This is a genomic window from Jeotgalibacillus malaysiensis, from assembly GCF_044789845.1.
Lineage (GTDB): Bacteria > Bacillota > Bacilli > Bacillales > Jeotgalibacillaceae > Jeotgalibacillus > Jeotgalibacillus malaysiensis_A.
On record NZ_CP085252.1, the window covers coordinates 110,001 to 136,251 of the forward strand.

The window sequence follows — 26,251 nt, forward strand, 5'->3', positions numbered from 1 at the left end:
AGCTTTACTGCAGCCTGATATTGAATTTTGGCACAGCTTGTACAGGATAGGTAGGAGCCTTGGAAACCGGAGCGCCAGCTTCGGTGGAGGCATTGGTGGGATACTACCCCCGCTGTGTTGAACTTCTAACCCGCACCCGTAATCCGGGTGGGAGACAGTGTCAGGCAGGCAGTTTGACTGGGGCGGTCGCCTCCTAAAGAGTAACGGAGGCGCCCAAAGGTTCCCTCAGAATGGTTGGAAATCATTCGAAGAGTGTAAAGGCATAAGGGAGCTTGACTGCGAGACCTACAAGTCGAGCAGGGTCGAAAGACGGGCTTAGTGATCCGGTGGTTCCGCATGGAAGGGCCATCGCTCAACGGATAAAAGCTACCCCGGGGATAACAGGCTTATCTCCCCCAAGAGTCCACATCGACGGGGAGGTTTGGCACCTCGATGTCGGCTCATCGCATCCTGGGGCTGTAGTCGGTCCCAAGGGTTGGGCTGTTCGCCCATTAAAGCGGTACGCGAGCTGGGTTCAGAACGTCGTGAGACAGTTCGGTCCCTATCCGTCGTGGGCGCAGGAAATTTGAGAGGAGCTGTCCTTAGTACGAGAGGACCGGGATGGACGCACCGCTGGTGTACCAGTTGTCATGCCAATGGCATCGCTGGGTAGCTATGTGCGGACGGGATAAGTGCTGAAAGCATCTAAGCATGAAGCCCCCCTCAAGATGAGATTTCCCACACGCAAGTGGTAAGATCCCTGAAAGATGATCAGGTAGATAGGTTCGAGGTGGAAGCATGGTGACATGTGCAGCTGACGAATACTAATCGATCGAGGACTTAACCAATATAAGAAAGTGGAAGCGACTGGTCAGCTTTGAGAGCTGGTGGAATCCTGAATGGATGAGACGTCAGTCTCAAACAGGCAGGGTGAAGCAGCCGAAAAGCTAGGAGCTGAAACTGGACTAGGTTGATTCTCGGAATCCCTTACTTTGATGAACGTATCCAGTTTTGAAGGCGCGAGCCTTTATAGTCTAGTGATGATAGCGAAGAGGTCACACCCGTTCCCATGCCGAACACGGAAGTTAAGCTCTTCAGCGCCGATGGTAGTTGGGGGTTTCCCCCTGTGAGAGTAGGACGTCGCTAGGCAAACTGAGTCTTCCCCTGAGTGGGAAGGCTTTTTTTGTCTTTAAAAAGTCCTAAAGGCATCTCGCGCAAAGAACTGGAATCTCAAGGGCATCCAGTGCAAAATGCCAAGATACCAAGGGCATTTAAGGCAAAAAGATACGACCGAAAATCAGTTGAATGTGATTTGAAATTTACAGTATGTGACCCGAAAATGCCGATGGGCCAGTGGATGTGACTTGGAAATCCCTGAATTTGACCCGAGATGTAGAGAACCCGACCTCAATTTCCCCAAATGTAATCGGAAAAGCCCGTCTGCCCACTAGCCCGCATCTACGCCATCCGCCCGTCATCGCTCATCCCTCTATACCAAATCCTCCATTACATAAAAGGTATCCCAGCTCCTCAATTGCACATAAACTGAACTATGTTGTATAATCATAGTCAAAGATAGTCAAAGTCAAGGTGAGGGAGGTGGCAATGTGAAAAATATTTCTGATGTGATTGAAAACTATTTGAAAGAGGTTTTGGAGAAGAGTGGGAGTGAAATAGTGGAAATAAAGCGCAGTGAGATTGCTGAGCGTTTCCAGTGCGTGCCCTCTCAGATCAATTATGTGATGAAAACCCGATTTACGATTGAAAGTGGCTACGTTGTGGAGAGTAAGCGTGGCGGCGGAGGGTATATACGTATTATAAAAGTAAAAAGTGATGATCATGCGCATTTGATTGATCAGATTCTCGATATTCTTCAGCCAATTGTTTCACAGGCTGCTGCTGAGAGTGTAGTGTTCCGGTTAATTGATGAAGAAGTGATTTCCAAACGGGAAGCAAAGCTGATGCTGAGTGCGATGGACCGGTCTACGCTGAATGTGCCTTTGCCTTTAAGGGATGAGGTAAGAGGACGGATTCTGACGGCTATGCTGACTGTTTTAAAATATCAATAAGGTCGCGGGGTGATGAATATGATGTGTGAGCAATGCCAGGAGCGGCCTGCTGCTGTTCATTTAAAAAATGTGGTGAACGGTAAGAAGTCGGAGATTCATTTGTGTGAGGTGTGTGCCCAGGATAAGGGTGAAGCGTTCATGAATGATGATGGTGCATTTTCGTTTAATCATTTACTTGCAGGGCTGTTGAATGTGTCACCTGTGATGAAGCAGAGTCAGCCTCAGCAGCAGAAGCGTCGGACGGTTGAGTGTAGTGGCTGTCAGATGACGTTTGATCAGTTTTTAAAGATTGGAAAGTTTGGCTGTCCGCAGTGTTATGAATCATTCGGAGATCAGCTGCCGCCTATTTTAAAAAGGCTGCATAGCGGTAATACTGTTCATCAGGGGAAGCTTCCTGAGCGTCAGGGCGGTACGATTCATATGAAGCGGAAAGTAACGGAGCTGCGTTCAGATCTGAAAGCTTTAATTGAGCAGGAAGAGTTTGAGCAGGCGGCTGAGATTCGTGATCAGATCCGTTCACTTGAAGCTGAGATTCGTGATGAAGGGGGCAGTACTGATGAGTCTTGAGAAGTTTTTAAGTCAGGCGGTCAGTTCCTGGATGAATGAGGATGGTCCCTATTCAGAAATAGTGCTGTCTACACGAATCAGACTGGCACGGAATCATCATCAGTATGCGTTCCCGACCGTATTCACAAAAGAGGAAGCTGAGTGGACGGCTGAAGCGGTTGGTGCTGCAGTTCAGCAGGCAGGGTATCCGCTTGAGGAGCTTAAAATGGAGGATCTGCAGGGACTTGAAAAGAGAGTGCTTGTAGAAAAGCACTTAATCAGTCCGAATCTGGCAGAGGATTCAGGCTCATCTTCTGTGTGGCTGTCAGATGATGAGGATATCAGCCTGATGGTCAATGAAGAGGATCATTTGCGTATCCAGTGTCTGTTTCCGGGGCTTCAGCTGAAGGAGGCACTGCGAAAAGCGCTTGAGATAGATGATGCGATTGAGCGGGATTTTGATTATGCATTTGATGAGAAGTTCGGGTATTTGACGACCTGCCCGACAAATGTTGGGACGGGGTTGCGTGCATCTGTTATGATGCATTTACCAGGCTTAATGATGACGCACCAGATGAACCGGATTATTCCTGCGATTGGACAATTTGGTCTTGTAGCAAGAGGGATTTACGGTGAAGGTAGCGAAGCTTTAGGTAACATCTTTCAGATCTCCAACCAGACGACACTCGGTAAGTCAGAAGAAGATATTACTGAGGACCTGCTGCACGTGGTAGATCAGATTATTGCCCAGGAGAAGTCAGCCAGGGAAGCGCTGGTCAAATCATCAGGGATTCAGCTTGAAGACAGGGTGTTCCGGTCTTATGGAACACTGCGTTACAGCCGCGTGATTGAGTCTAAGGAAGCGGCACAGTGCCTGTCGGATGTTCGTCTTGGCATTGATCTGGGATTTATTGAAAATGTGTCGAGAAGCATTTTAAATGAGCTGATGATTTTGACGCAGCCAGGATTTTTACAGCAGTATGCAGGAGGTTTCCTGCGTCCTGTGGAAAGAGATATCAGGCGGGCTTCGCTGATCCGCGAGCGTCTGGAGATGGATGTAAGTAAAGATAAAGGAGGATCAGACATATGATGTTTGGACGATTTACAGAGAGAGCACAAAAAGTATTAGCATTGGCACAGGAAGAGGCGATCCGTCTTTCCCATTCAAATATCGGTACTGAGCATATCCTTCTTGGCCTCGTTCGTGAAGGAGAGGGCATTGCAGCGAAAGCACTGCAGACGCTTAATTTGAGCACAACGAAAATTCAGGAAGAAGTTGAAGAGTTAATTGGTAAAGGGACAGAACAGTCACCGAGCGTTCACTATACACCGAGAGCAAAGAAAGTCATTGAGCTTTCAATGGATGAGGCACGTAAGCTTGGTCACTCTTATGTAGGAACTGAACATATTCTGCTTGGTCTAATCCGCGAAGGTGAAGGCGTGGCAGCGCGCGTACTGAATAATTTAGGTGTAAGCCTGAATAAAGCACGCCAGCAGGTACTTCAGCTTCTTGGCAGCAACGAAGCAGGCGGTCAGCAGGCTTCAAATGCAAGTGCAAATACACCAACACTTGACGGGCTGGCACGTGACCTCACAGTCATTGCACGTGAAGGAAGCCTTGACCCGGTCATTGGCCGAAGCAAGGAAATCCAGCGTGTCATTGAAGTATTAAGCCGTCGTACGAAGAATAACCCGGTACTGATCGGGGAGCCTGGCGTCGGTAAAACAGCAATTGCTGAAGGACTGGCACAGCAGATCGTACAAAATGAAGTGCCGGAAATCCTGCGTGATAAGCGCGTCATGACACTTGATATGGGTACAGTTGTTGCGGGTACAAAATACCGCGGTGAATTTGAAGACCGTCTGAAAAAAGTGATGGATGAAATTCGCCAGGCAGGTAACGTGATTCTGTTTATCGATGAGCTTCATACGCTGATTGGTGCAGGTGGAGCAGAGGGTGCGATTGATGCATCCAACATTCTGAAGCCGTCTCTTGCACGTGGTGAGCTGCAGTGTATCGGTGCGACAACACTTGATGAGTACCGTAAGTATATTGAAAAGGATGCAGCCCTTGAGCGTCGTTTCCAGCCGATTCAGGTGGATGAGCCGACAGCTGAAGAGTCAGTGCTGATCTTAAAAGGACTGCGTGACCGTTATGAAGCGCACCACCGTGTATCGATCACGGATGCAGCGATTGAAGCAGCGGTAAAAATGTCAGACCGTTATATTTCTGACCGCTTCCTGCCGGATAAGGCGATTGATTTAATTGATGAGGCAGGCTCAAAAGTACGTCTGCGTTCATATACCACACCTCCGAATCTGAAGGAGCTTGAAGCGAAGCTTGAAGGTATCCGTAAAGAAAAGGATGCAGCGGTTCAGAGCCAGGAGTTTGAAAAAGCAGCTTCTCTTCGTGATTCAGAGCAGAAGACGAAAGAAAAGCTTGAAGAAACGAAGAAAGAATGGAAAGAAAAGCAGGGTCAGGAAAATACTGAAGTGACGGTAGAAGATATCGCACACGTTGTGTCTACATGGACGGGTGTACCGGTATCTCGCCTTGCAGAAACTGAAACGCAGAAACTTCTGCACCTTGAGGAATCACTTCACGGCCGCGTCATTGGTCAGGAAGATGCAGTAACAGCGATTGCGAAAGCAGTACGACGTGCACGTGCAGGGCTGAAGGATCCGAAGCGCCCGATTGGTTCATTCATTTTCCTTGGACCTACGGGTGTCGGTAAAACAGAGCTTGCCCGCGCACTTGCTGAATCAATGTTCGGTGAAGAGGATGCGATGATTCGTATTGATATGTCAGAGTATATGGAAAAGCACTCGACTTCACGTCTTGTCGGTTCACCTCCAGGTTATGTGGGATATGAAGAAGGCGGCCAGCTGACTGAAAAAGTCCGCCGTAAGCCTTACTCAGTCGTGCTGCTTGATGAAATTGAAAAAGCGCACCCTGATGTATTCAACATCCTGCTGCAGGTACTTGAGGATGGACGCCTGACGGACTCTAAGGGTCGGACAGTTGATTTCCGTAACGTTGTCCTGATCATGACTTCGAACGTTGGTGCAAGCGCACTGAAGCAGAACCGTCATGTAGGGTTTGCGGTACAGGATTCCAATCAGGATTATAAGGATATGAAGGGCAAAGTGCTTGAAGAGTTAAAGCGTGCGTTCCGTCCTGAATTCCTGAACAGAATTGATGAAACAATCGTCTTCCATTCGCTTGAGAAGAATCATCTGAATCAGATTGTTTCACTGATGGCAGGCGAGCTGGTGAAGCGTCTGAAAGAAAAAGACATTGAACTTGTCATTACTGATGCGGCAAAAGAGAAAATTTCAGATGAAGGGTTCGATCCGGAATATGGTGCGCGTCCACTGCGTCGTGCGATTCAAAAGCATATTGAGGACCGTCTCTCTGAAGAGCTGTTAAAAGGTAATGTGCTTGAAGGCTATAAGGTGGAAATTGATTATAAAGACGGGGAGTTTACCGTTTCCCGTAAAGAAGAAGCGGATGTAACGCAATAATGTCAGAAGGTGCACGTGTGAATGGCAGTCACGTGCACCTTTTTTTAACGGAGGGAACAAGTTTGGCAAAAAAGAAATCCAAGTTTATGTGTAACTCATGCGGGTATGAATCTGCTAAATGGATGGGTAAATGTCCGGGCTGCGGTGAGTGGAACACAATGGTGGAGGATGTGACGATTACCGGTAAACAGCCGAGAAAATCGTTCACGCATACGCCGGAAGGCAGCCAGTCCAAGGCGACGCCGCTGATTAAAGTAGAAACGCATGAAGAAACTCGCGTCTTGACAAAGATGCAGGAATTGAACCGTGTTCTTGGTGGCGGTGTGGTGCCGGGCTCAATGGTACTGATCGGGGGAGATCCCGGAATCGGTAAATCTACGCTCTTACTTCAGGTATCATCACAGCTTGCAGAGACGAAAAATAAAGTGCTGTATATCTCAGGTGAGGAATCAATTAAGCAGACGAAGCTTCGCGCTGACCGTCTGAGTGTCACATCTGAAGAGCTGATGATTTATGCAGAAACAAATCTCGAGTCGATACACCACTCCATTGAGCAGGTATCCCCTGATATTGTTATCATCGATTCAATTCAGACCGTCTACCACCCGGAAGTCACATCAGCACCCGGAAGCGTTACGCAGGTACGTGAATGTACAGCAGAGCTGATGCGGATTGCCAAAACGAAAAACATTGCGATTTTCCTCGTTGGGCACGTCACGAAAGAAGGATCAATTGCCGGTCCGAGAATTTTAGAACATATGGTGGATACTGTCCTCTATTTTGAAGGGGAACGTCACCATACGTACAGAATTCTGCGCGCTGTGAAAAACCGTTTCGGTTCAACAAATGAAATGGGTATTTTTGAAATGCGTGAAGAAGGCTTAAGAGAGGTCGGTAACCCGTCAGAGATCTTCCTTGAAGAACGCTCTCAGGGGGCAGCAGGATCAACCGTTGTGGCATCAATGGAAGGAACGCGGCCGATTCTTGTTGAAATTCAGGCGCTTGTGACACCGACCAGCTTTAACAATCCAAGAAGAATGGCGACCGGGATCGATCAGAACCGCGTGTCTCTTTTAATGGCTGTACTTGAAAAGCGTGTCGGTCTGATGCTGCAGACGCAGGATGCCTATCTGAAAGTAGCGGGTGGTGTGAAGCTGGACGAGCCGGCAGTTGACCTGGCTGTTCTCGTTAGTATTGCATCAAGCTACCGTGACGAGCCGCCAAAGCCGTTTGACTGTATGATCGGTGAGGTTGGGCTGACAGGTGAAGTGCGCCGCGTCTCAAGAATTGAGCAGCGCGTACAGGAAGCGGCAAAGCTTGGGTTTAAGCGCGTCATTATTCCTGAAAACAATATCGGGGGATGGACATTCCCTGAAGGTATTGAAGTCATCGGCGTATCAAATGTAGCAGAAGCACTGAAGAAAACACTGGAGGGATAAACCATGGATAATCGGAGAAGAAAGCGTCCGTCAGCTGATATTATTCAGCTTGTGGCACCGGGAACACCTTTTAGAGAGGGCATTGATAATGTTCTTCGTGCCGGGACAGGCGGCCTGATTGTAGTTGGTTGTAACGATAAGATGAAGCCGCTTGTAGACGGGGGCTTTCAGATCCATTGCCCATTTTCCCCGACATATCTGTATGAGCTTGCAAAGATGGACGGCGCGATTATTTTAAATGAAGCAGGGAGTAAGATTCTGATTGCCAACGCGCAGCTGAATCCGAGCCCGATGATTCCTTCGTCAGAAACAGGCATGCGTCACCGGACAGCAGAGCGGGTCGCAAGAGAGACAGATTCTCTCGTTATTGCAATTTCTCAAAGACGTAATGTCATTACACTGTATAAAGGAACTTACCGCTATGCGTTGAAGGAAATCGCGGTGATCCTTGCAAAAGCAAACCAGGCGCTGCAGACGCTTGAAAAATACCGCACTGTGCTCGATCAGAGTCTGTCTCATTTAACGCTGCTTGAGTATGAGGAAGCTGTGACGTATAACGATGTGTTACAGGTGATTCACCGTTTTGAAATGGTGATCCGGATTAAGAATGAGCTGCTGCTTTATTTAAATGAACTTGGTTCTGAAGGCAGGCTGGTGCGCCTGCAGCTGAATGAACTGCTTGCCGATCTTGAGAAAGAGGCAGTGATGGTCATTCGCGATTATGCCTGCAACGATCACGCTGCGGCGCAGGGGATGTATGATACCTTTGCTGAAGCGGTCACATCAGAGGTGATGGATGATGAAAAGATTATGAAACTGCTCGGTCATCCATCTTCTACTGAGTATGAAAGTCAGGCGGAGCCAAGAGGGTATCGTGTGCTGAATAAAATTCCGAGGCTCCCGCTTACCATTATAGAAAATATCATTGGGGATTTTGGGACGCTTGATAAGCTGAAGCAGGCAACAATAGAAGAACTTGATGATGTGGACGGAATTGGCGGCATTCGTGCCAGGAAAATAAAAGAAGGACTGAAATCGGTCAGAGAGCAGTCTTTAGCAGACCACTAACAAAAAATGGTTTGTAAGCATTTGCGTTGTGTGATATGATATTTCGTTTTGTTTAAATTGACTTGTTTATTATTCTCATGCTACTCTTTTCACAAGCTTGATAGAAAATTTTCATCTGAGGAGGTGAAGGGATGCTAAAACGAATTATTCAAATCTGTTTCCTGATCGTTGGCGGAACATTAGGCGTATTTTTATTACCTGAATTAGTACTTATACCTTTTAATCTTGATTATGCACTTTTAAACAACCCTTATGTAACCGCGATTTTAGGAGCCATCATTTTTTATGCTGTCACATTCTGGGCCATTAAGTATGTCGTCAATTTTATCAAATGGGCTGAGGATTCACTTATTAAGGCGCCGGTCACTGATATTTTATTTGGTGCACTCGGTCTAATTATCGGTCTGATTACCGCTTTCCTTCTGGGGGTGGCGGTTAATGACATTGAGATTCCGATTATTAATACAGTTGTCCCGATTCTCTTAACGTTAATCCTTGGTTACCTTGGCTTCCAGGTTGGTTTTACGAAAAGGGATGAACTCGTTCATTTATTTTCAAGAGGTAATTCCTCCAAAAAATTTGAAGAGTCAGCTGCACAGGAAGTCAGTGATCTACCGGCTTCAAAGCGTCATAAGATCCTGGATACAAGCGTGATTATTGACGGGCGGATTGCTGATATTTGTCAGACAGGCTTTTTGGACGGGGAGATTGTCATTCCTCAATTTGTCCTTGGTGAACTGCAGCATATTGCTGATTCATCTGATGCACTGAAACGTAACAGAGGACGCAGAGGGCTTGATATTTTAAAAAGAATCCAGCGTGATATTCCGATTCAGGTCACGATTTATGAAGGTGACTTCGAGGAGATTCAGGAAGTCGACAGCAAACTGGTGAAGCTTGCAAAAGTACTGAATGGGATTGTCGTTACGAATGATTTTAACTTAAACAAAGTATGTGAGCTGCAGGATGTGCAGGTATTAAATATTAACGATTTAGCTAATGCGGTGAAGCCGGTTGTACTGCCGGGTGAAGTGCTGAACGTGCAGATGATTAAAGATGGAAAAGAGCAGAATCAGGGAATTGCCTATCTTGATGACGGCACAATGATTGTCGTTGAAGATGGCAAGAACTTTATCGGCAAGCAGATCGATGTGATTGTCACAAGTGTGCTTCAGACATCTGCAGGCCGCATGATTTTTGCGAAGCCGAAGTCTTATGAGAAAGCATTGTAAAAGGAGTCTTACATGAATTATGAAGTAGTCATTCCGGCAGCGGGCCGGGGGAAACGGATGGGAGCGGATCGCAATAAGCTCCTCCTTGAACTAAACGGAGTTCCGGTGATAATTCATACGCTGCGCATTTTTGAAAAGGATCCTTTGTGCAGCGGGGTGATTCTTGTGATTCATCCTGATGATCATGGAACACTCGGGAAGCTCCTAAAGCAATATCGGATTGAAAAAGTCACACATATGGTGCGTGGCGGGGAAGAGCGTCAGCACAGTGTATATGAAGGGTTAAAAGCAGCAGCGGCTGACATTGTCATGGTTCATGACGGTGCGCGGCCCTTTATCAAGCAGGACGTGATTCACCGTCTGGCTGAAGCAGCTGCATCAGATGGCGGTGCGATCGCAGCCGTTCCTGTAAAAGATACGATTAAAAAAGTACAAAATGGTCTGGTAACAGAGACAGTCGAGCGATCAAGCCTGTGGTCAGTGCAGACCCCGCAGGCTTTTCAGCTTGATATCCTGATGAGTGCACACCAGGAAGCAGTCCGTACCGGTTTTCTTGGAACGGATGAAGCGTCACTGGTTGAAAAAACCGGTGGAAAAGTAGCGGTCATTGAATCAGATTATGATAATATAAAGCTGACAACAAAAGAAGATCTCGTTTTTGCTGAAGCCATTTTAGCTAAAAGCGATCAATAGAGAGGGGAAACTGCCATGTTTCGCATTGGACAGGGATACGATGTCCATCAGCTTGCAGAGAACCGTCCGCTGATTATCGGCGGAGTAACCATTCCTTATGAAAAAGGACTGCTCGGACATTCGGACGCAGATGTACTGCTTCACGTTGTCGCAGATGCAGCACTTGGTGCAATCGGTGAAGGTGATATCGGACGACACTTCCCGGATACAGATCCGGAATTTAAAGATGCCGACTCTAAAAAACTGCTCCAGCACGTCTGGGGGATTGTCAGAGAAAACGGCTATCGATTAGGCAATATCGACTGCACGATTATCGCGCAACAGCCAAAAATGGCACCTCATATCGGAGACATGCGCGCAGTCATTGCAGAACTGCTTGAAGCATCAGAAACCCAGGTCAACGTAAAAGCAACCACAACCGAAAAACTCGGCTTCGAAGGCCGCGAAGAAGGCATCGCCGCTCAGGCAGTGATCCTTTTACAGAGGACCTGATCAGTAGAACTTGCTAGAGTCGTTATGCATACGAAAATGGTATAGAACATGACTTTATAAAGCATACACTTTGTACATGCACAGCGGTGATCGCAGTGGAAGGCGGCGACTCCTGTGGCAGGAAGGGACAGGTGAGACAGAGCATGGCGCAGCCTGCTGGATCACCGCCCGGCCACGGAAAGCGTCCGCCTGAAACGTAGATCTAACGCCAATCTATTAAGTAATCATTTCTAGGAGGATTTCTATGTCTACAGACATTCGCGTACGTTACGCACCAAGCCCGACAGGACACCTGCATATCGGGAACGCAAGAGCAGCACTATTCAACTACCTATTCGCAAGAAGCCATAACGGAACATTCATCATCCGTGTGGAAGATACAGATACGAAGCGTAACATCGAAGGCGGAGAAGAATCTCAGCTTGAGTATCTGAAGTGGCTTGGTATTGACTGGGATGAAAGCATTGATGTCGGAGGAGACTACGGTCCATACCGCCAGTCAGAGCGTAATGACCTCTACAAAAAGCATTATGATGACCTGCTTGAGCGCGGACTTGCATATAAGTGCTACTGCACAGAAGAAGAGCTTGAAGCAGAGCGTGAAGGACAGATCGCACGCAGCGAGATGCCGCGTTACAGCGGAAAGTGCCGTAACCTGACAGATGACGAGCGTGCAGCGCTTGAAGCAGAAGGACGCAAGCCAAGTATCCGTTTCGCGGTACCACAAGGCAAAACGTATACGTTCAATGATATCGTAAAAGATGACGTGTCATTTGAAAGTGATGGCATCGGTGACTTCGTTATTGTGAAAAAAGACGGAATTCCGACGTATAACTTCGCAGTGGCAGTGGATGATCACTACATGAAAATCTCCCACGTACTTCGCGGGGATGACCACATTTCAAATACACCGAAACAGCTGATGATCTATGAAGCGTTTGGCTGGGAGATTCCGAAGTTTGGTCATACGACATTGATTGTCAATGAGGACCGTAAAAAGCTGAGTAAGCGAGACGGTTCAATCATTCAGTTTATCGAGCAGTATAAAGATCTTGGCTATCAGCCGGATGCGTTATTTAACTTTATTGCACTGCTTGGCTGGTCTCCAAAAGGTGAGGATGAGCTATTTTCTAAAGAAGAGCTGATCGAACGTTTTGACGCTGACCGCCTGTCGAAATCACCGGCAGTATTTGACACGAAAAAGCTTGAGTGGATGAATAATCAATATATGAAGAATCTTGACCTTGATGAAGTCGTTGCGCTTTCGACACCTCACCTTGAAGAAGCGGGTAAGATCCCGAAAGACCGCACACCTGAACAGGAAGAGTGGGTGCGTAAGCTTGTCGGACTTTATCAGGAGCAGATGAGCTATGGTGCTGAGATTGTGGCACTGTCAGAGCTGTTCTTTAAAGATGAGATTGCTTATGACGAGGAAGCGAGTGCAGTGCTTGCTGAAGAGCAGGTGCCTGAAGTAATGGCAGAGCTCAGCCGTCAGCTTGAAGCACTTGAAAACTTTGAAGCAGCAGAAATTAAAAAAGCAATTAAGGCTGTACAAAAGGAAACGGGACATAAAGGCAAAAAGTTATTTATGCCAATCCGTGTAGCAGCAACTGGCCAGACGCACGGACCGGACCTGCCGAGCGCGATTGAAGTGTTAGGTAAAGAAAAAGTACTTGCACGTTTGAGTAAGCTGACTGATTAACATTTTAAAAAGAATGGTATATAGTATGTCTATAGAAAAATTTTCAACAGCTCATCTGACATTTGATATATGAAAGCTTTGAGAGGGAGAAGTAGGAAAAACAGAAGCTCAGGAAGAGAGAACCGCCATAGGCTGAAAGCGGTTTGGGCTGAATGTTTTCTGAAATGCACCCTTGAGCCTTTTGCTGAAAATTGATGTAGGCAACAGCGGTTCAGGCCGTTATCCTGGTTAAGTTGGGGACAGCAATGTCTCAAACAGAGTGGAACCGCGCAAAAAAGCGTCTCTGTCATTTGACAGAGACGCTTTTTCTATTTTAAAACAGCTAATTCTTATCGTATTAGTTGGATTTATACGAGAATCGGCTAAAATGAAAGGAGTGAATGATATGTTCAAGAGAATTCGTGAAGATATAGATACGGTATTTGACCAGGACCCTGCAGCCCGCTCCGCTTTTGAAATCGTCTTAACTTATTCCGGGCTCCATGCAATTTGGGCTTACCGGATTGCGCATTGGTTTTATAAGCGAAAAATGTTCTTTATTGCGCGAGCCATATCGCAATTAGCGAAAGTGCTGACAGGTATTGAAATTCACCCCGCAGCCAAGATCGGCCGCCGATTCTTCATTGATCACGGAATGGGAGTAGTCATTGGCGAAACGTGTGAAATCGGGAATAACGTGACGGTTTTTCAGGGCGTCACATTAGGTGGTACCGGTAAGGAAAAGGGTAAGCGCCATCCGACACTTGAAGATAACGTACTGATTGCAACAGGTGCGAAGGTGCTTGGTTCGATTATCGTCGGAGAAAACTCAAAAGTCGGTGCAGGCTCTGTCGTATTAAAGGACGTACCTGCCAATTCGACTGTTGTCGGTATCCCTGGCAAGGTCGTCATCAGAGATGGCAAAAAGGTCCGCAGAGATCTTGATCACCAGGATATGCCAGATCCAATCTGGGAAAGGATCAGAACACTTGAAACAGAGCTGGCTTTTGTCAAAGATCAGCTGAAGAAAGAACGTGAAAGGAGCTCACAGCCATGAGCATTCAGATGTATAACACAGTAACCAGACAAAAAGAACCGTTTAAACCGCTTGAAGAAGGAAAAGTATCAATGTATGTATGCGGTCCGACGGTTTATAACTATATTCATATCGGTAACGCCCGTCCGCCAATCGTATTCGATACGGTGAGACGTCATTTGGAATACAGAGGCTACGACGTGAATTACGTCTCTAACTTTACAGACGTGGATGACAAGTTAATCCGCGCAGCGAATGAGCTTGGTGAAGAAGTACCTGCAGTGGCAGAACGATTCATTGATGCGTACTTCGAGGATGTTGGTGCACTTGGGTGCGCACGCGGTACTGCTCATCCGCGTGTTACTGAAAATATTGATCTGATCATTGAGTTTATTGAGTCACTCATTGAAAAGGATTTTGCTTATGAGTCAGGCGGCGACGTCTACTACCGCACAAGAAAGTTCAATGGGTATGGTAAGCTGTCCCATCAGTCGATTGATGAACTGCGTATTGGCGCTAGAATCGAGTCTGATGAGCGTAAAGAAGACGAGCTGGACTTCGTTTTATGGAAAGCGGCGAAAGAAGGAGAAATCTCATGGGAAAGCCCATGGGGAGAAGGACGCCCAGGCTGGCATATTGAGTGCTCAGCGATGGCGAGAAAATATCTCGGGGATACAATCGATATCCATGCAGGCGGTCAGGACCTTGCTTTCCCTCACCATGAAAATGAAATTGCCCAGTCAGAAGCATTAACTGGCAAACCTTTTGCGAACTACTGGCTGCATAACGGGTATATTAATATTGATAATGAAAAAATGTCGAAGTCGCTCGGTAACTTTGTGCTTGTGCATGACATTTTAAAAGAAGCAGATCCGCAGGTGCTGAGATTCTTCATGCTGTCGGTTCATTACCGTCACCCGATTAACTACAACCGCGAGCTGCTTGAAGCGGCGGGAGCGGGACTGGACAGAATCCGCACTGCTTACGAAAACCTGAAGCACCGCAGAAATTCAAGCTCAGGTTTAACTGACAATGATGCAGAATGGATTGAAAAGGCTGCCGCTAAAAAGGACGCATTTATTAAAGAAATGGATGACGACTTTAACACAGCGAATGCGATTTCGGTTTTATTCGACCTTTCAAGTGAAGCGAACCTGTATTTAAGAGAAAAGAATACATCAGTTGAAGTGATCGATGCATTTACAGATACACTGAAAGAGCTGACAGGCGTACTTGGTCTTGAATTAAAGGAGCAGGAAATGCTTGATGAAGAGATTGACGAATTGATCAGAAAGCGTGAAGCGGCACGTAAAGATCGTGACTTTGCAACAGCAGATGCCATTCGTGATCAGTTAAAAGACATGAATATTATTTTAGAGGATACAAAACAGGGTATCCGCTGGAGAAGAGGGTAACAATGGATTACTCATCTTCTTCACTGGATCCAAAACAGCTGAATGCATTGGCGCTTGCCTACATGGGAGATGGGGTCTACGAGCAGTACGTGAGACACCATCTTCTCATGATCGGTACGATTCGTCCGAACGCGCTTCAGCGGGAAGCAATCCGCTATGTATCAGCAAAAGCGCAGGCGCAGGTGATCCACAGAATGTTCGAGATGGAGCTGTTTTCCGAAGAGGAGATGGCGATTATCCGCCGCGGACGCAATGCAAAGTCCGGCAGTATCCCGAAAAACACAGATGTGGCAACCTACCGTTACAGTACAGCATTTGAAGCCGTGATTGGCTATTTATATTTAACAGACCGTAAAGAACGGATGGAAGAGATTATCGTTAAAGCGATCTCGATGATCGCGGAGGAGCAGAAAGGAGCGGGGCGATGAGTGAAGAGTTTATTGGCGGGAAGAACCCGGTGCTTGAAGCACTGAGAGCCGGAAGAGAAATCAATAAAATCTGGATTGGTGAAGGTTCGCAAAAAGGACAGATGCAGCAGGTCATCCAGCTCGCAAAAGAAGCGAATGTACTCGTTCAGTTCGTACCGAAAAAGAAAATCGATCAGCTGATGGATGGTCAGCACCAGGGAGTTGTCGCATCAATTGCGGCATATGAATACGCAGAATTGGATGATGTATTCGCGCTTGCTGAGAAAAAGGGTGAGGATCCTTTTATCATGATCCTGGACGAGCTTGAGGACCCGCATAATCTTGGTTCAATTATGAGAACAGCCGATGCAGTCGGCGTTCACGGCATCATTATTCCAAAGCGCCGTGCAGTAGGGCTGACAGCAACTGTCGCGAAGGCTTCTACAGGTGCGATTGAGCATGTGCCGGTTGTACGTGTGACGAACCTTTCGCGCACGCTTGATGAGTTGAAGGATAAAGGGCTCTGGATTGCCGGAACAGATGCAAAAGGCAGTGACGATTACCGCCGCTTTGACGGCACAATGCCTGTAGGCCTGATTATCGGTAGTGAAGGTAAAGGAATGAGCAGAATCCTCCGTGATAAGTGTGATTTTCTTATCCACCTTCCGATGAGTGGACATGTCACATCACTGAACGCATCGGTTGCTGCAAGTATCTTAATGTATGAAATCTACCGTTGCCGTCATCCCCTGGAAGGATGATCTGCGATGAAAAATGTACTGCTCGTCGATGGCTATAACATTATAGGCGCCTGGCCTGAACTGACTGAGTTAAAAAGCCATGACCTTGGCTCTGCACGGGACAGGCTGATTGAAATGATGGCAGAGTATCAGGGCTATACAGGTTATCCAGTCATTATCGTCTTTGACGCGCAGTTTGTCGAAGGCATGTCTAAGAAAATGTACAATTACCGCGTGGAAATCATTTTCACTCGGAAAAATGAAACAGCTGATGAGCGGATCGAGAAGCTTGCGATTGAATTAAATGATATTCAGACGCAGGTGATCGTAGCGACAAGCGACTTTACTGAGCAATGGGCTATTTTTGGCCAGGGTGCACTCAGAAAGTCTGCCCGCGAACTTTTAATTGAAGTGAAACAGATCGAAAAGAAAATTTCCAAAAAGATCGAGAAAAACCAATCAGCACGCCCTGTATCAAAGATTCCGATCAGTGATGAAGTCGCCGAAATATTCGAAAAATGGAGGCGCGGCGGTAAATGAGCGGTTGACGCTTAAAAATTCTGTAAAGTATAATATTTCTATCTATTTGTTTCACAGAGGCGGGGGGATCCTTTTGAACGCACACACTCAGACAGCAGGAAACGTATTCAGTGGAATGGAAGACGATAAAATTATCGAACAGATTCACAGTGGAAATAGTGACGCACTAGATTTTCTGATCAATAAGTATCGCCGTTTTGTCCGGGTGAAAGCCCGTTCTTATTTTCTGATTGGCGCTGACAAAGAGGATATTATACAGGAAGGGATGATCGGACTTTATAAAGCAATCCGCGATTATAAAGGCGAAAAGCTCACTTCCTTTAAAGCGTTTGCAGAACTGTGTATTACCCGTCAGATCATTACAGCAATCAAGACAGCAACCCGTCAAAAGCATATTCCGCTCAATTCCTACGTGTCACTCGACAAACCGATTTATGATGAGGAATCAGACCGGACGCTGATGGATATCATCTCACCTGCAAAACAGACTGATCCTGAAGCCCTTGTGATTCACCGGGAAGAATTCAGCAAAATAGAAGGTAAAGTAGCTGAGCTCCTGAGCGACCTTGAAAGACAGGTGCTTTCTCTGTACCTGGATGGGCAGTCCTACCAGGAGATCTCAGAGGAGCTGGACCGTCATGTGAAATCAATTGATAATGCACTCCAGCGCGTGAAAAGAAAATTAGAGCGCTATCTGGAGGCCCGGGAATTGACTTTCTAGCCGGAATGTTATATTGACATGGCTTCCATAGAGTGTTATTTTTTAAAGGATGCACATCCTGAAAAGGAATGAACATTATGACTAAAAAGACAATCCTTGCCTGCACAGAATGCGGATCCCGTAACTATACGGTCCCTTCTAATGGCAGCAGGCAGACCGATAGATTAGAAGTTAAAAAATTTTGCCGCTACTGTAATGCTCATACTGTCCATAAGCAGACGGTATGATGGCCTGCCCCCGGCGCAGGCTGTTTGAAATAACACTGGTTGGAGGGTACGTCATCATGAGTAAAATCAGCAACTTCTTTCGAAATGTTGCTTCCGAAATGCGAAAGGTCAGCTGGCCGAGACGTAAGGAACTTACAAAGTACACTGTTACAGTTCTGACAACAGTTATCTTTGTTGCAGTATTCTTTTTCGTCATCGACATGGGTATTGATGCGATCATTAACTGGATTCTATAATCCGCTTTCTTTTCGCACCTGAAGAGCATTTCGTGTACAATAGCAGGAGACATGTCAAAGCCCGTTTAACGGGTTTTTTCATTGTTTAAAATGAATTTTGGAACCTATGACGGACAGATAGATAAGTGTTATGAACGCTTTGTTAAAGTCAATTGTTGTTTTTGCACAGCTGGTGATTGAAGTGGAAGGGGGCGACTCCTGCGGGCTCACCGCCCGGCCTCGGAAAGCGTCCCCTGAAACGGAAATCAACAGATAACTTCAGCAAAGTATATGAAAAAGGCAGCTGCCTAAAAAAGGAGGAATTTCTTCGTGGAAAAGAATTGGTATGTGGTTCACACGTATTCAGGTTATGAGAATAAAGTGAAAATGAACCTTGAGAAACGAGTAGAGACAATGGGAATGCAGGATAAGATCTTCCGCGTTGTCGTACCTGAAGAGGAAGAAACTGAAATTAAAGACGGTAAAGCAAAAACAGTGAAGCGTAAAACATTCCCTGGTTATGTACTTGTGGAAATCGTGATGACAGATGATTCATGGTACGTCGTGCGTAACACGCCAGGCGTAACAGGATTCGTAGGATCATCAGGCGGCGGCGCAAAGCCGACACCACTTCTTCCTGAAGAAGTAACACAGCTGCTCAAGCAAATGGGCATGCAGGAACGCACAATTGATGTAGACTTCGAACTTGGCGAAAACGTCACAGTCAACGAAGGACCATTCGCTAACTTTGCAGGTGTCATCGAAGATATTGACGCTGACAAAGGAAAAGTCAAAGTACTCGTCAACATGTTCGGCCGTGAAACACCAGTCGAACTCGAATTCACACAGATTACAAAACTGGATTAATAAGTGTTATAGCGGTTTTGAATTGATTGGTGAAAACAGACTTTGTTAAAAGAGGTTGATAAAACCCATCTGTGTATCTGCACAGCTGATGATCGGAGCGTAAGGCGGCGACTCCTGCGGCGGAAAGGGACAGGTGAGACCATACGGCGAAGCCGGAGGGGCTCACCGCCCGGCCGCGGAAAGCGTCCGCCTGAAGCGGAGATCATCAGCCCGCCTTAACAAAGCCCGGCCCAAAGAAAAACCGCTTATTTCACCAATTTCCTTAAAATATAAAAAGAACGTCTTGAATTATGATTTGAAAGATGGTAACATCTTTTAAGTCAGTATGTCTCAATAGAGAGACTGAACTAACATTTTATATTCTTTATATAAAAGAATCAGTTTTGAGTGGGAGGGCAAAAACAAAAGCCCTATTACCACATCACGGACTTAAGGAGGTGTGTCTCGTGGCTAAAAAAGTTATTAAAATGGTAAAGCTTCAAATCCCTGCTGGGAAAGCTAATCCAGCTCCGCCGGTAGGTCCTGCACTAGGTCAGGCTGGTGTTAACATTATGGGATTCTGTAAAGAGTTTAACGCTCGTACAGCTGATCAGGCTGGTCTTATCATCCCTGTTGAAATCACGGTTTTTGAAGACCGTTCATTTACATTCGTTACTAAAACTCCGCCAGCTGCAGTTCTTCTGAAGAAAGCAGCAGGAATCGAGTCAGGTTCTGGTGAACCAAACCGCAACAAAGTAGCGGCTGTCAAGCGTGACAAGGTACGTGAAATCGCGGAAACAAAAATGCCTGACCTTAACGCAGCTGATGTTGAATCAGCAATGCGTATGGTTGAAGGTACGGCTCGAAGCATGGGGATTACGATTGAAGACTAATTGATGTTTTGTCTTGGACAGGTTGCGAAGCTGAAGAACTTTCACTCGCAACCTTTATTCGTGGGAGGTTATTCCGCTAAAACCACATTAGGAGGAACTTAAAATGGCTAAAAAAGGTAAAAAGTATCAAGAAGCTGCAAAGCTTGTTGACCGTTCAGTAAACTATTCAGTAACTGAAGCAATTGAGCTTGCGCAAAAGACAAGCACTGTAAAATTCGATGCAACTGTGGAAGCAGCATTCCGCCTTGGTATCGACACTCGTAAAAACGACCAGCAGATCCGTGGCGCAGTAGTGCTTCCAAACGGAACTGGTAAAACGCAAAGCGTTCTTGTTTTCGCTAAAGGCGAAAAAGCAAAAGAAGCTGAAGCGGCTGGTGCAGACTACGTTGGAGAAAGCGACCTTGTACAAAAAATTCAGGGCGGCTGGTTTGATTTTGACGTAATCGTTGCAACACCTGACATGATGGGTGAAGTTGGTAAACTAGGACGTGTTCTTGGACCAAAAGGCCTTATGCCAAACCCTAAAACAGGCACAGTTACATTTGACGTTGAAAAAGCTGTAAATGAAATCAAGGCTGGTAAAGTTGAATACCGCGCTGAAAAGTCTGGTATCATTCACGTGCCAATCGGTAAAGTTTCATTTGATCAGGAAAAGCTTGTTGAAAACTTCAACGCAATCTTTGATGTTGTCCAGAAGGCAAAGCCAGCTTCATCTAAGGGAACTTACATGAAGTCAGTAGCTGTAACAACTACTATGGGCCCTGGAATCAAAGTTGACCCATCTTCTGTAACAGTAAAATAATTAACAAACGTTATTGACATAACAGGAGAACATCTGCTATGATGTTCTCTGTTGTGAAATTATATATTCATTTGTACCGTAGACAGCAGGTGTCCTGAGTGACTTAATTCCCTGCCGAGGTCATGACGATTAAAAGAACTTTCTTTTACTTGAAATGATACGCCTCTATGTCTACTTTCCGGCATAGAGGCTTTTTTATGATCGGAACGGTATAAGTGACGCCTACAGCAAATATTACAGGAGGTGTTAGGATGAGCAGTGTTATCGAGCAAAAGAAACAACTTGTAACAGAAATCCAGGAAAAATTTCAATCAAGCGCATCATCAGTGATTGTTGATTACCGCGGACTATCTGTTGCAGAAGTAACTGAGCTTCGTAAACAGCTTCGTGAAGCAGGTGTTGAGTTCAAGGTGTACAAAAACTCAATGACTCGCCGTGCTGCAGAAGCTGCTGGTCTTGAAGGTCTTGAAGAAAGCCTTACGGGTCCTAATGCAATCGCATTTTCTGCTGAAGATGTTGTTGCACCAGCGAAGATTCTTAACAACTTTGCGAAAGACCATGAAGCACTTGAACTTAAAGCAGGTGTGATCGAAGGAACTGTTGCTTCACTTGAACAAGTGAAAGCTCTTGCAGAACTTCCATCACGCGAAGGCCTACTTTCTATGCTTCTTAGCGTTCTTACTGCGCCAATGCGCGGATTCGCAGTTGCAACTCAAGCAGTTGCAGATCAAAAAGAAGAACAGGGCGCATAATTCCCTGTTAGCCGGATAGCGATATCCAAACCAAAAACTAAACATTCCACAAGGAGGAACTATATCATGACTAAAGAACAAATGATCGAAGCAATCAAAGAAATGACAGTTCTTGAACTGAACGACCTAGTAAAAGCAATCGAAGAAGAATTCGGCGTATCTGCTGCTGCTCCTGTAGCTGTAGCTGGTGGCGGAGCTGGAGAAGCTGCTGCTGAGCAAACTGAATTCGATGTTGTTCTTACTGAAGCTGGAGCTCAGAAGATCAAGGTTATCAAAGTGGTTCGTGAAATCACTGGTCTTGGCCTGAAAGAAGCTAAAGAAATGGTAGACAACACGCCTAAAGCTGTTAAAGAAGGCGCTTCTAAAGAAGAGGCTGAAGAGCTTAAAGCTAAACTTGAAGAAGTTGGCGCTGGCGTAGAAGTTAAGTAATTTTGTCCTAAGAGAAAGTCCGCTTGAAATATAGCGGGCTTTTTTTATCGAAAAGAAGGGTGGGGTGGTCGTCGTGTCGGATCATTATTACTCAAAGAAACCCGGAGTGGAAAGTAAACCGAGCTGGTGGGACTTTACGCTGCGCGGTCATAAGTTAAAGTTTAAAACTGATCAGGGTGTATTCTCAAAAAATGAAGTAGATTTCGGTTCAAGGGTGCTAATTGAAGCGTTCAAAGAGCCAGATGTCGCCGGTCCGGTGCTTGACGTCGGCTGTGGCTACGGTCCGATCGGTTTGACGCTTGCCAGAGAAATGTCTGACAGAAAGATTCATATGGTGGATGTCAATGAACGGGCGCTTGAATTAGCAAAAGAAAATGCGGAGCAGAATCATATTCGCAATATCTCAATTTATGAAAGTGATTGCCTTGATCAGGTTGAAGAGCAATCCTTTGCAGCAATTCTGACAAACCCGCCGATCCGTGCAGGGAAGCAGACTGTTCACCGGATTTTTGAACAGAGTGCAGAGAAGGTTCTACCTGGCGGGACGATGTGGGTAGTCATTCAGAAAAAGCAGGGAGCTCCATCTGCCAGAGCGAAGCTTGAAGCGTTATTTTCAACTGTCGAAGTTGCAGATAAGCAAAAAGGATACTTTATCTTCAAAGCGAAAAAAGATTGACCGCCTATAGTGGTTGTGTTACTATTATAAGATGTAAAAATATTAATATCAGTAAGTATGTCCATTTTGTATAAATGGACTGTCTTTTGGGTAAAATGGTTTAAATAAAGTTTTAAAGAATAGAAAATGTGGAGATTTCCCGTTTTCTATTTGTGTTATGTTCGTTTTTTCTATTTATAGGGATAACGGACGCTAAAATGCTTGATTTGAGGGGTGAATCAGTTGACAGGTCAACTAGTTCAGTATGGACGACACCGCCAGCGCAGAAGCTATGCGCGTATTAGTGAGGTGCTGGATTTACCGAATCTGATAGAGATTCAGACAGCTTCTTACGATTGGTTTTTAGAAGAAGGATTACGTGAAATGTTCCGCGATATTTCGCCGATCGAAGATTTCACAGGAAACTTGTCACTTGAGTTTATCGATTACAGCCTTGGTGAGCCAAAGTATTCTGTTGACGAATCAAAGGAGCGCGACGTGACTTATTCTGCGCCGCTTCGTGTAAAGGTACGTCTATTAAATAAAGATACTGGCGAAGTAAAAGACCAGGATGTATTTATGGGAGACTTCCCGCTGATGACAGAGACAGGCACCTTCATTATTAATGGAGCAGAGCGTGTTATCGTTTCTCAGCTTGTTCGTTCTCCAAGCGTATATTTCCATGGGAAAATGGATAAAAACGGGAAGCGTGGCTTTGGCGCAACGGTTATTCCAAACCGTGGTGCTTGGCTTGAGTACGAAACGGATGCAAAAGACGTTGTTCACGTCCGTATCGACCGTACACGTAAACTTCCTGTAACTGTATTGCTGCGTGCACTTGGTTTTGGTTCTGATCAGGAGATTATTGACCTGATTGGTGATAACGAGTATATCCGCAATACGCTGGAAAAAGACAATACCGAAAGTGTTGAAAAAGCGCTTCTGGAAATCTATGAGCGTCTGCGCCCGGGTGAACCCCCGACTGTAGAAAATGCTAAGAGTCTTCTGGAATCACGTTTCTTTGACCCTAAGCGTTATGATCTGGCTAATGTAGGCCGTTATAAAATGAATAAAAAGCTTCATATTAAGAATCGTCTTTTCGGACAGGTCCTTGCTGAAACACTTGCTGACCCTGAAACTGGCGAGATCTTAGCTGAAAAAGGAACAATGCTTGACCGTCGTAACCTTGATAAGCTGATTCCTAACCTTGAAAACGGAGTAGGCTTCATTACTTACAACCATGTAGGCGGAGTTGTTGAAGAAGATTTAACACTTCAGACAATTAAAATTCAGGTACCTAACTCAGAAGAAGGTCAGGAAATCAATGTAATCAGTAATGCTTATGTTGACGACAGTGTGAAGAATATTACGATTGCTGATATCGTTTCTTCTATCAGTTACTTCTTCAACCTGCTGCACGGCGTAGGCTTAACAGATGATATTGACCACCTTGGTAACCGTCGTCTGCGTTCAGTAGGGGAGCTTCTGCAGAACCAATTCCGTATTGGTCTGTCACGCATGGAGCGTGTGGTTCGTGAAAGAATGTCAATTCAGGATACAAATACAATCACGCCTCAGCAGCTGATTAACATCCGTCCTGTTATTGCTTCTATTAAAGAATTCTTTGGAAGCTCTCAGCTTTCACAGTTCATGGATCAGACAAACCCGCTTGCAGAACTGACGCACAAACGTCGTCTGTCTGCACTTGGGCCTGGTGGTTTAACACGTGAACGCGCAGGCTTTGAAGTGCGTGACGTTCACTACTCCCACTATGGCCGTATGTGTCCGATCGAAACGCCTGAGGGTCCGAACATCGGGCTGATCAACTCATTGTCAAGCTTTGCGAAGGTAAATCGTTTCGGATTCATCGAAACACCTTACCGCCGCGTTGACCCTGAGACAGGCAGAGTAACAGAACAAATCGATTATCTGACTGCTGATGAAGAGGATAATTATGTTGTGGCACAGGCGAATGCGCGCCTTGGCGATGATGGCTCATTCCTTGATGAAGAAGTTGTATCCCGTTTCCGCGGTGAGAACACTGTCTTCAAGCGTGACCGCATTGACTACATGGACGTATCACCTAAGCAGGTCGTATCTGCTGCGACAGCATGTATCCCGTTCCTTGAAAACGATGACTCGAACCGTGCGTTAATGGGAGCGAACATGCAGCGTCAGGCAGTTCCACTGATGAATCCGGAAGCACCTTTTGTAGGTACAGGAATGGAACACGTTTCTGCGAAGGATTCAGGGGCTGCTGTGATTAATAAGCACGAAGGAATCGTCGAGCGCGTACAGGCTAATCAGATTTGGGTACGCCGCTTAACAGATGTCGACGGTAACGAGACAGAAGGCGATCTTGATAAATACAGACTGCAGAAATTCATCCGTTCAAATCAGGGTACATGCTACAACCAGCGTCCAATCGTTGCTGTAGGTGACCGTGTTGAAAAAGGTGAGATTCTTGCAGACGGACCATCGATGGAAGCAGGAGAACTTGCGCTTGGACGTAACGTACTTGTCGGCTTCATGACATGGGATGGCTTTAACTACGAGGATGCTGTCATCATGAGTGAGCGCCTTGTAAAAGACGACGTATACACATCTATTCATATTGAAGAATATGAATCAGAGTCACGTGATACAAAGCTTGGACCTGAAGAAATCACGCGTGATATTCCGAACGTAGGTGAGGATGCACTTCGCAACCTTGACGACCGTGGAATTATCCGTGTGGGTGCTGAAGTAAAAGACGGTGATATTCTTGTTGGTAAAGTAACGCCTAAAGGTGTAACTGAGCTGACTGCTGAAGAACGTCTGCTTCACGCAATCTTCGGTGAAAAAGCGCGTGAAGTACGTGATACGTCACTTCGTGTACCACACGGAGCAGGCGGAATCATCCTTGACGTTAAAATCTTTAACCGTGAAGACGGAGATGAGCTGCCTCCTGGTGTAAACCAGCTGGTACGTGCTTATATCGTGCAGAAGAGAAAGATTTCTGTAGGGGATAAGATGGCCGGACGTCACGGTAACAAAGGTGTTATCTCGCGTATTCTTCCAGAAGAGGATATGCCATACCTTCCAGACGGTACGCCAATTGATATCATGTTAAATCCACTGGGTGTACCATCTCGTATGAACATCGGTCAGGTTCTTGAGATGCACATGGGAATGGCTGCCCGCGCAATGGGTATCCATATCGCAACACCAGTATTTGACGGTGCCAATGAGGAAGACGTTTGGGAAACAATCGCAGAATCAGGTATGTCACGTGATGGTAAAACTGTTCTTTATGATGGGAGAACTGGTGACCCATTCGACAACCGTGTATCGGTCGGCGTCATGTATATGATCAAGCTTGCGCACATGGTTGATGACAAACTTCACGCACGTTCAACTGGACCATACTCACTTGTTACACAGCAGCCACTGGGCGGTAAAGCACAGTTTGGCGGACAGCGTTTTGGTGAGATGGAGGTTTGGGCACTTGAAGCATACGGTGCCGCTTATACACTTCAGGAAATTCTAACTGTCAAATCAGATGACGTTGTCGGACGTGTGAAAACGTACGAAGCGATCGTAAAAGGCGACAGCGTTCCGGAGCCGGGCGTTCCTGAATCATTTAAAGTATTAATCAAAGAACTTCAGAGTCTTGGTATGGATGTGAAAATGCTATCTGCCAATGACGAAGAAATCGAAATGCGCGACCTTGATGACGATGACGACATCCATCAGGCTGATGCATTAAACATTGCGCCGGAAACAGAAGCACCAGCTTCTCAAACTGTCGGCACGAAAGAATAGTTGTGACACTGGGAATCAACAAAAGGGTGAAACCTTTAAACGAAA

Annotated in this window: 25 protein-coding genes, 2 rRNA genes and 2 other annotated features (1 of these 29 running past the window's edge); all 27 genes read left to right on the top strand. The window is 46.0% G+C overall.

The annotated features are described in order from the left end of the window. Positions 1–827 (top strand): 23S ribosomal RNA (locus LG330_RS00590); it begins 2,100 nt to the left of the window's first position. A 185-nt stretch (positions 828–1,012) separates the two neighbouring features. Beyond that, a 5S ribosomal RNA gene (rrf, locus tag LG330_RS00595) occupies positions 1,013–1,128 on the top strand. 458 nt (positions 1,129–1,586) lie between these two features. Further along, entirely contained in the window at positions 1,587–2,048 is a 462-nt protein-coding gene (locus LG330_RS00600; RefSeq protein WP_404406698.1) for a CtsR family transcriptional regulator, read from the top strand. Between the two features lie 18 nt (positions 2,049–2,066). Continuing rightward, positions 2,067–2,615 (top strand): UvrB/UvrC motif-containing protein, encoded by a 549-nt coding sequence (locus LG330_RS00605; protein WP_404406700.1) that lies wholly within the window; start codon positions 2,067–2,069, stop codon positions 2,613–2,615. Beyond that, positions 2,605–3,684 (top strand): protein arginine kinase, encoded by a 1,080-nt coding sequence (locus LG330_RS00610; RefSeq protein ID WP_404406702.1) that lies wholly within the window; start codon positions 2,605–2,607, stop codon positions 3,682–3,684. The genes LG330_RS00605 and LG330_RS00610 overlap by 11 nt, the downstream gene beginning before the upstream one ends. Next, positions 3,681–6,119 carry an ATP-dependent protease ATP-binding subunit ClpC gene (clpC, locus tag LG330_RS00615; RefSeq protein ID WP_404406704.1) on the top strand — a complete coding sequence of 813 codons (2,439 nt, stop codon included), beginning with the start codon at positions 3,681–3,683 and terminating at the stop codon, positions 6,117–6,119. Before LG330_RS00610 ends, clpC begins: the two co-directional genes overlap by 4 nt. A 62-nt stretch (positions 6,120–6,181) precedes the next feature. Next, entirely contained in the window at positions 6,182–7,558 is a 1,377-nt protein-coding gene (gene radA / locus LG330_RS00620; protein ID WP_404406706.1) for a DNA repair protein RadA, read from the top strand. A gap of 3 nt (positions 7,559–7,561) precedes the next feature. Beyond that, positions 7,562–8,626, top strand: a complete 1,065-nt coding sequence (gene disA / locus LG330_RS00625; protein ID WP_404406708.1) for a DNA integrity scanning diadenylate cyclase DisA — start codon at positions 7,562–7,564, stop codon at positions 8,624–8,626. A 131-nt stretch (positions 8,627–8,757) separates the two neighbouring features. Beyond that, a complete protein-coding gene (locus LG330_RS00630) occupies positions 8,758–9,858 on the top strand; it encodes a PIN/TRAM domain-containing protein (protein WP_404406710.1) in 1,101 nt (366 codons plus the stop codon). A gap of 12 nt (positions 9,859–9,870) precedes the next feature. Beyond that, complete coding sequence (ispD, locus tag LG330_RS00635; RefSeq protein WP_404406712.1) at positions 9,871–10,551, top strand: 2-C-methyl-D-erythritol 4-phosphate cytidylyltransferase; 681 nt, start codon at positions 9,871–9,873, stop codon at positions 10,549–10,551. Between the two features lie 15 nt (positions 10,552–10,566). Continuing rightward, the gene (ispF, locus tag LG330_RS00640; protein ID WP_404406714.1) at positions 10,567–11,043 is read left to right on the top strand and encodes a 2-C-methyl-D-erythritol 2,4-cyclodiphosphate synthase; all 477 of its coding nucleotides are present in this window, start codon (positions 10,567–10,569) and stop codon (positions 11,041–11,043) included. A gap of 244 nt (positions 11,044–11,287) precedes the next feature. Next, entirely contained in the window at positions 11,288–12,745 is a 1,458-nt protein-coding gene (gene gltX, locus LG330_RS00645) for a glutamate--tRNA ligase (RefSeq protein ID WP_404406716.1), read from the top strand. Between the two features lie 69 nt (positions 12,746–12,814). Next, positions 12,815–13,033, top strand: a binding site (T-box leader). 97 nt (positions 13,034–13,130) lie between these two features. After that, positions 13,131–13,781, top strand: a complete 651-nt coding sequence (gene cysE / locus LG330_RS00650) for a serine O-acetyltransferase (protein ID WP_404406718.1) — start codon at positions 13,131–13,133, stop codon at positions 13,779–13,781. Next, a complete protein-coding gene (cysS, locus tag LG330_RS00655; protein ID WP_404406720.1) occupies positions 13,778–15,175 on the top strand; it encodes a cysteine--tRNA ligase in 1,398 nt (465 codons plus the stop codon). Before cysE ends, cysS begins: the two co-directional genes overlap by 4 nt. A gap of 2 nt (positions 15,176–15,177) precedes the next feature. Continuing rightward, the gene (locus LG330_RS00660) at positions 15,178–15,603 is read left to right on the top strand and encodes a Mini-ribonuclease 3 (RefSeq protein ID WP_404406722.1); all 426 of its coding nucleotides are present in this window, start codon (positions 15,178–15,180) and stop codon (positions 15,601–15,603) included. Beyond that, entirely contained in the window at positions 15,600–16,343 is a 744-nt protein-coding gene (rlmB, locus tag LG330_RS00665; RefSeq protein WP_404406724.1) for a 23S rRNA (guanosine(2251)-2'-O)-methyltransferase RlmB, read from the top strand. Before LG330_RS00660 ends, rlmB begins: the two co-directional genes overlap by 4 nt. Positions 16,344–16,349: 6 nt before the next feature. Next, positions 16,350–16,862 (top strand): NYN domain-containing protein, encoded by a 513-nt coding sequence (locus tag LG330_RS00670; protein WP_404406726.1) that lies wholly within the window; start codon positions 16,350–16,352, stop codon positions 16,860–16,862. Between the two features lie 4 nt (positions 16,863–16,866). After that, positions 16,867–17,583, top strand: coding sequence for an RNA polymerase sporulation sigma factor SigH (gene sigH / locus LG330_RS00675; RefSeq protein ID WP_404406728.1), 717 nt, complete (start codon positions 16,867–16,869; stop codon positions 17,581–17,583). A gap of 77 nt (positions 17,584–17,660) precedes the next feature. After that, a complete protein-coding gene (gene rpmG / locus LG330_RS00680) occupies positions 17,661–17,810 on the top strand; it encodes a 50S ribosomal protein L33 (RefSeq protein WP_082028954.1) in 150 nt (49 codons plus the stop codon). A gap of 56 nt (positions 17,811–17,866) precedes the next feature. Then, the gene (secE, locus tag LG330_RS00685; protein WP_039806247.1) at positions 17,867–18,046 is read left to right on the top strand and encodes a preprotein translocase subunit SecE; all 180 of its coding nucleotides are present in this window, start codon (positions 17,867–17,869) and stop codon (positions 18,044–18,046) included. Between the two features lie 309 nt (positions 18,047–18,355). Beyond that, positions 18,356–18,892, top strand: coding sequence for a transcription termination/antitermination protein NusG (nusG, locus tag LG330_RS00690; protein ID WP_404406731.1), 537 nt, complete (start codon positions 18,356–18,358; stop codon positions 18,890–18,892). Between the two features lie 446 nt (positions 18,893–19,338). Next, positions 19,339–19,764: a 50S ribosomal protein L11 gene (rplK, locus tag LG330_RS00695; RefSeq protein WP_166786850.1), complete on the top strand. Its 426-nt coding sequence runs from the start codon at positions 19,339–19,341 to the stop codon at positions 19,762–19,764. Positions 19,765–19,867: 103 nt separating this feature from the next. Next, on the top strand, positions 19,868–20,566 hold the full coding sequence (gene rplA, locus LG330_RS00700) for a 50S ribosomal protein L1 (protein ID WP_404406733.1): 699 nt from the start codon (positions 19,868–19,870) through the stop codon (positions 20,564–20,566). Positions 20,567–20,624: 58 nt separating this feature from the next. Next, positions 20,625–20,771 (top strand) — a sequence feature (ribosomal protein L10 leader region). A gap of 46 nt (positions 20,772–20,817) precedes the next feature. After that, entirely contained in the window at positions 20,818–21,318 is a 501-nt protein-coding gene (rplJ, locus tag LG330_RS00705) for a 50S ribosomal protein L10 (protein ID WP_404406735.1), read from the top strand. Between the two features lie 66 nt (positions 21,319–21,384). Next, complete coding sequence (rplL, locus tag LG330_RS00710) at positions 21,385–21,747, top strand: 50S ribosomal protein L7/L12 (RefSeq protein WP_404406737.1); 363 nt, start codon at positions 21,385–21,387, stop codon at positions 21,745–21,747. A 73-nt stretch (positions 21,748–21,820) separates the two neighbouring features. Further along, entirely contained in the window at positions 21,821–22,423 is a 603-nt protein-coding gene (locus LG330_RS00715; protein WP_404406739.1) for a class I SAM-dependent methyltransferase, read from the top strand. Positions 22,424–22,645: 222 nt separating this feature from the next. Continuing rightward, on the top strand, positions 22,646–26,206 hold the full coding sequence (gene rpoB / locus LG330_RS00720) for a DNA-directed RNA polymerase subunit beta (RefSeq protein ID WP_404406741.1): 3,561 nt from the start codon (positions 22,646–22,648) through the stop codon (positions 26,204–26,206). Positions 26,207–26,251: the final 45 nt, after the last annotated feature.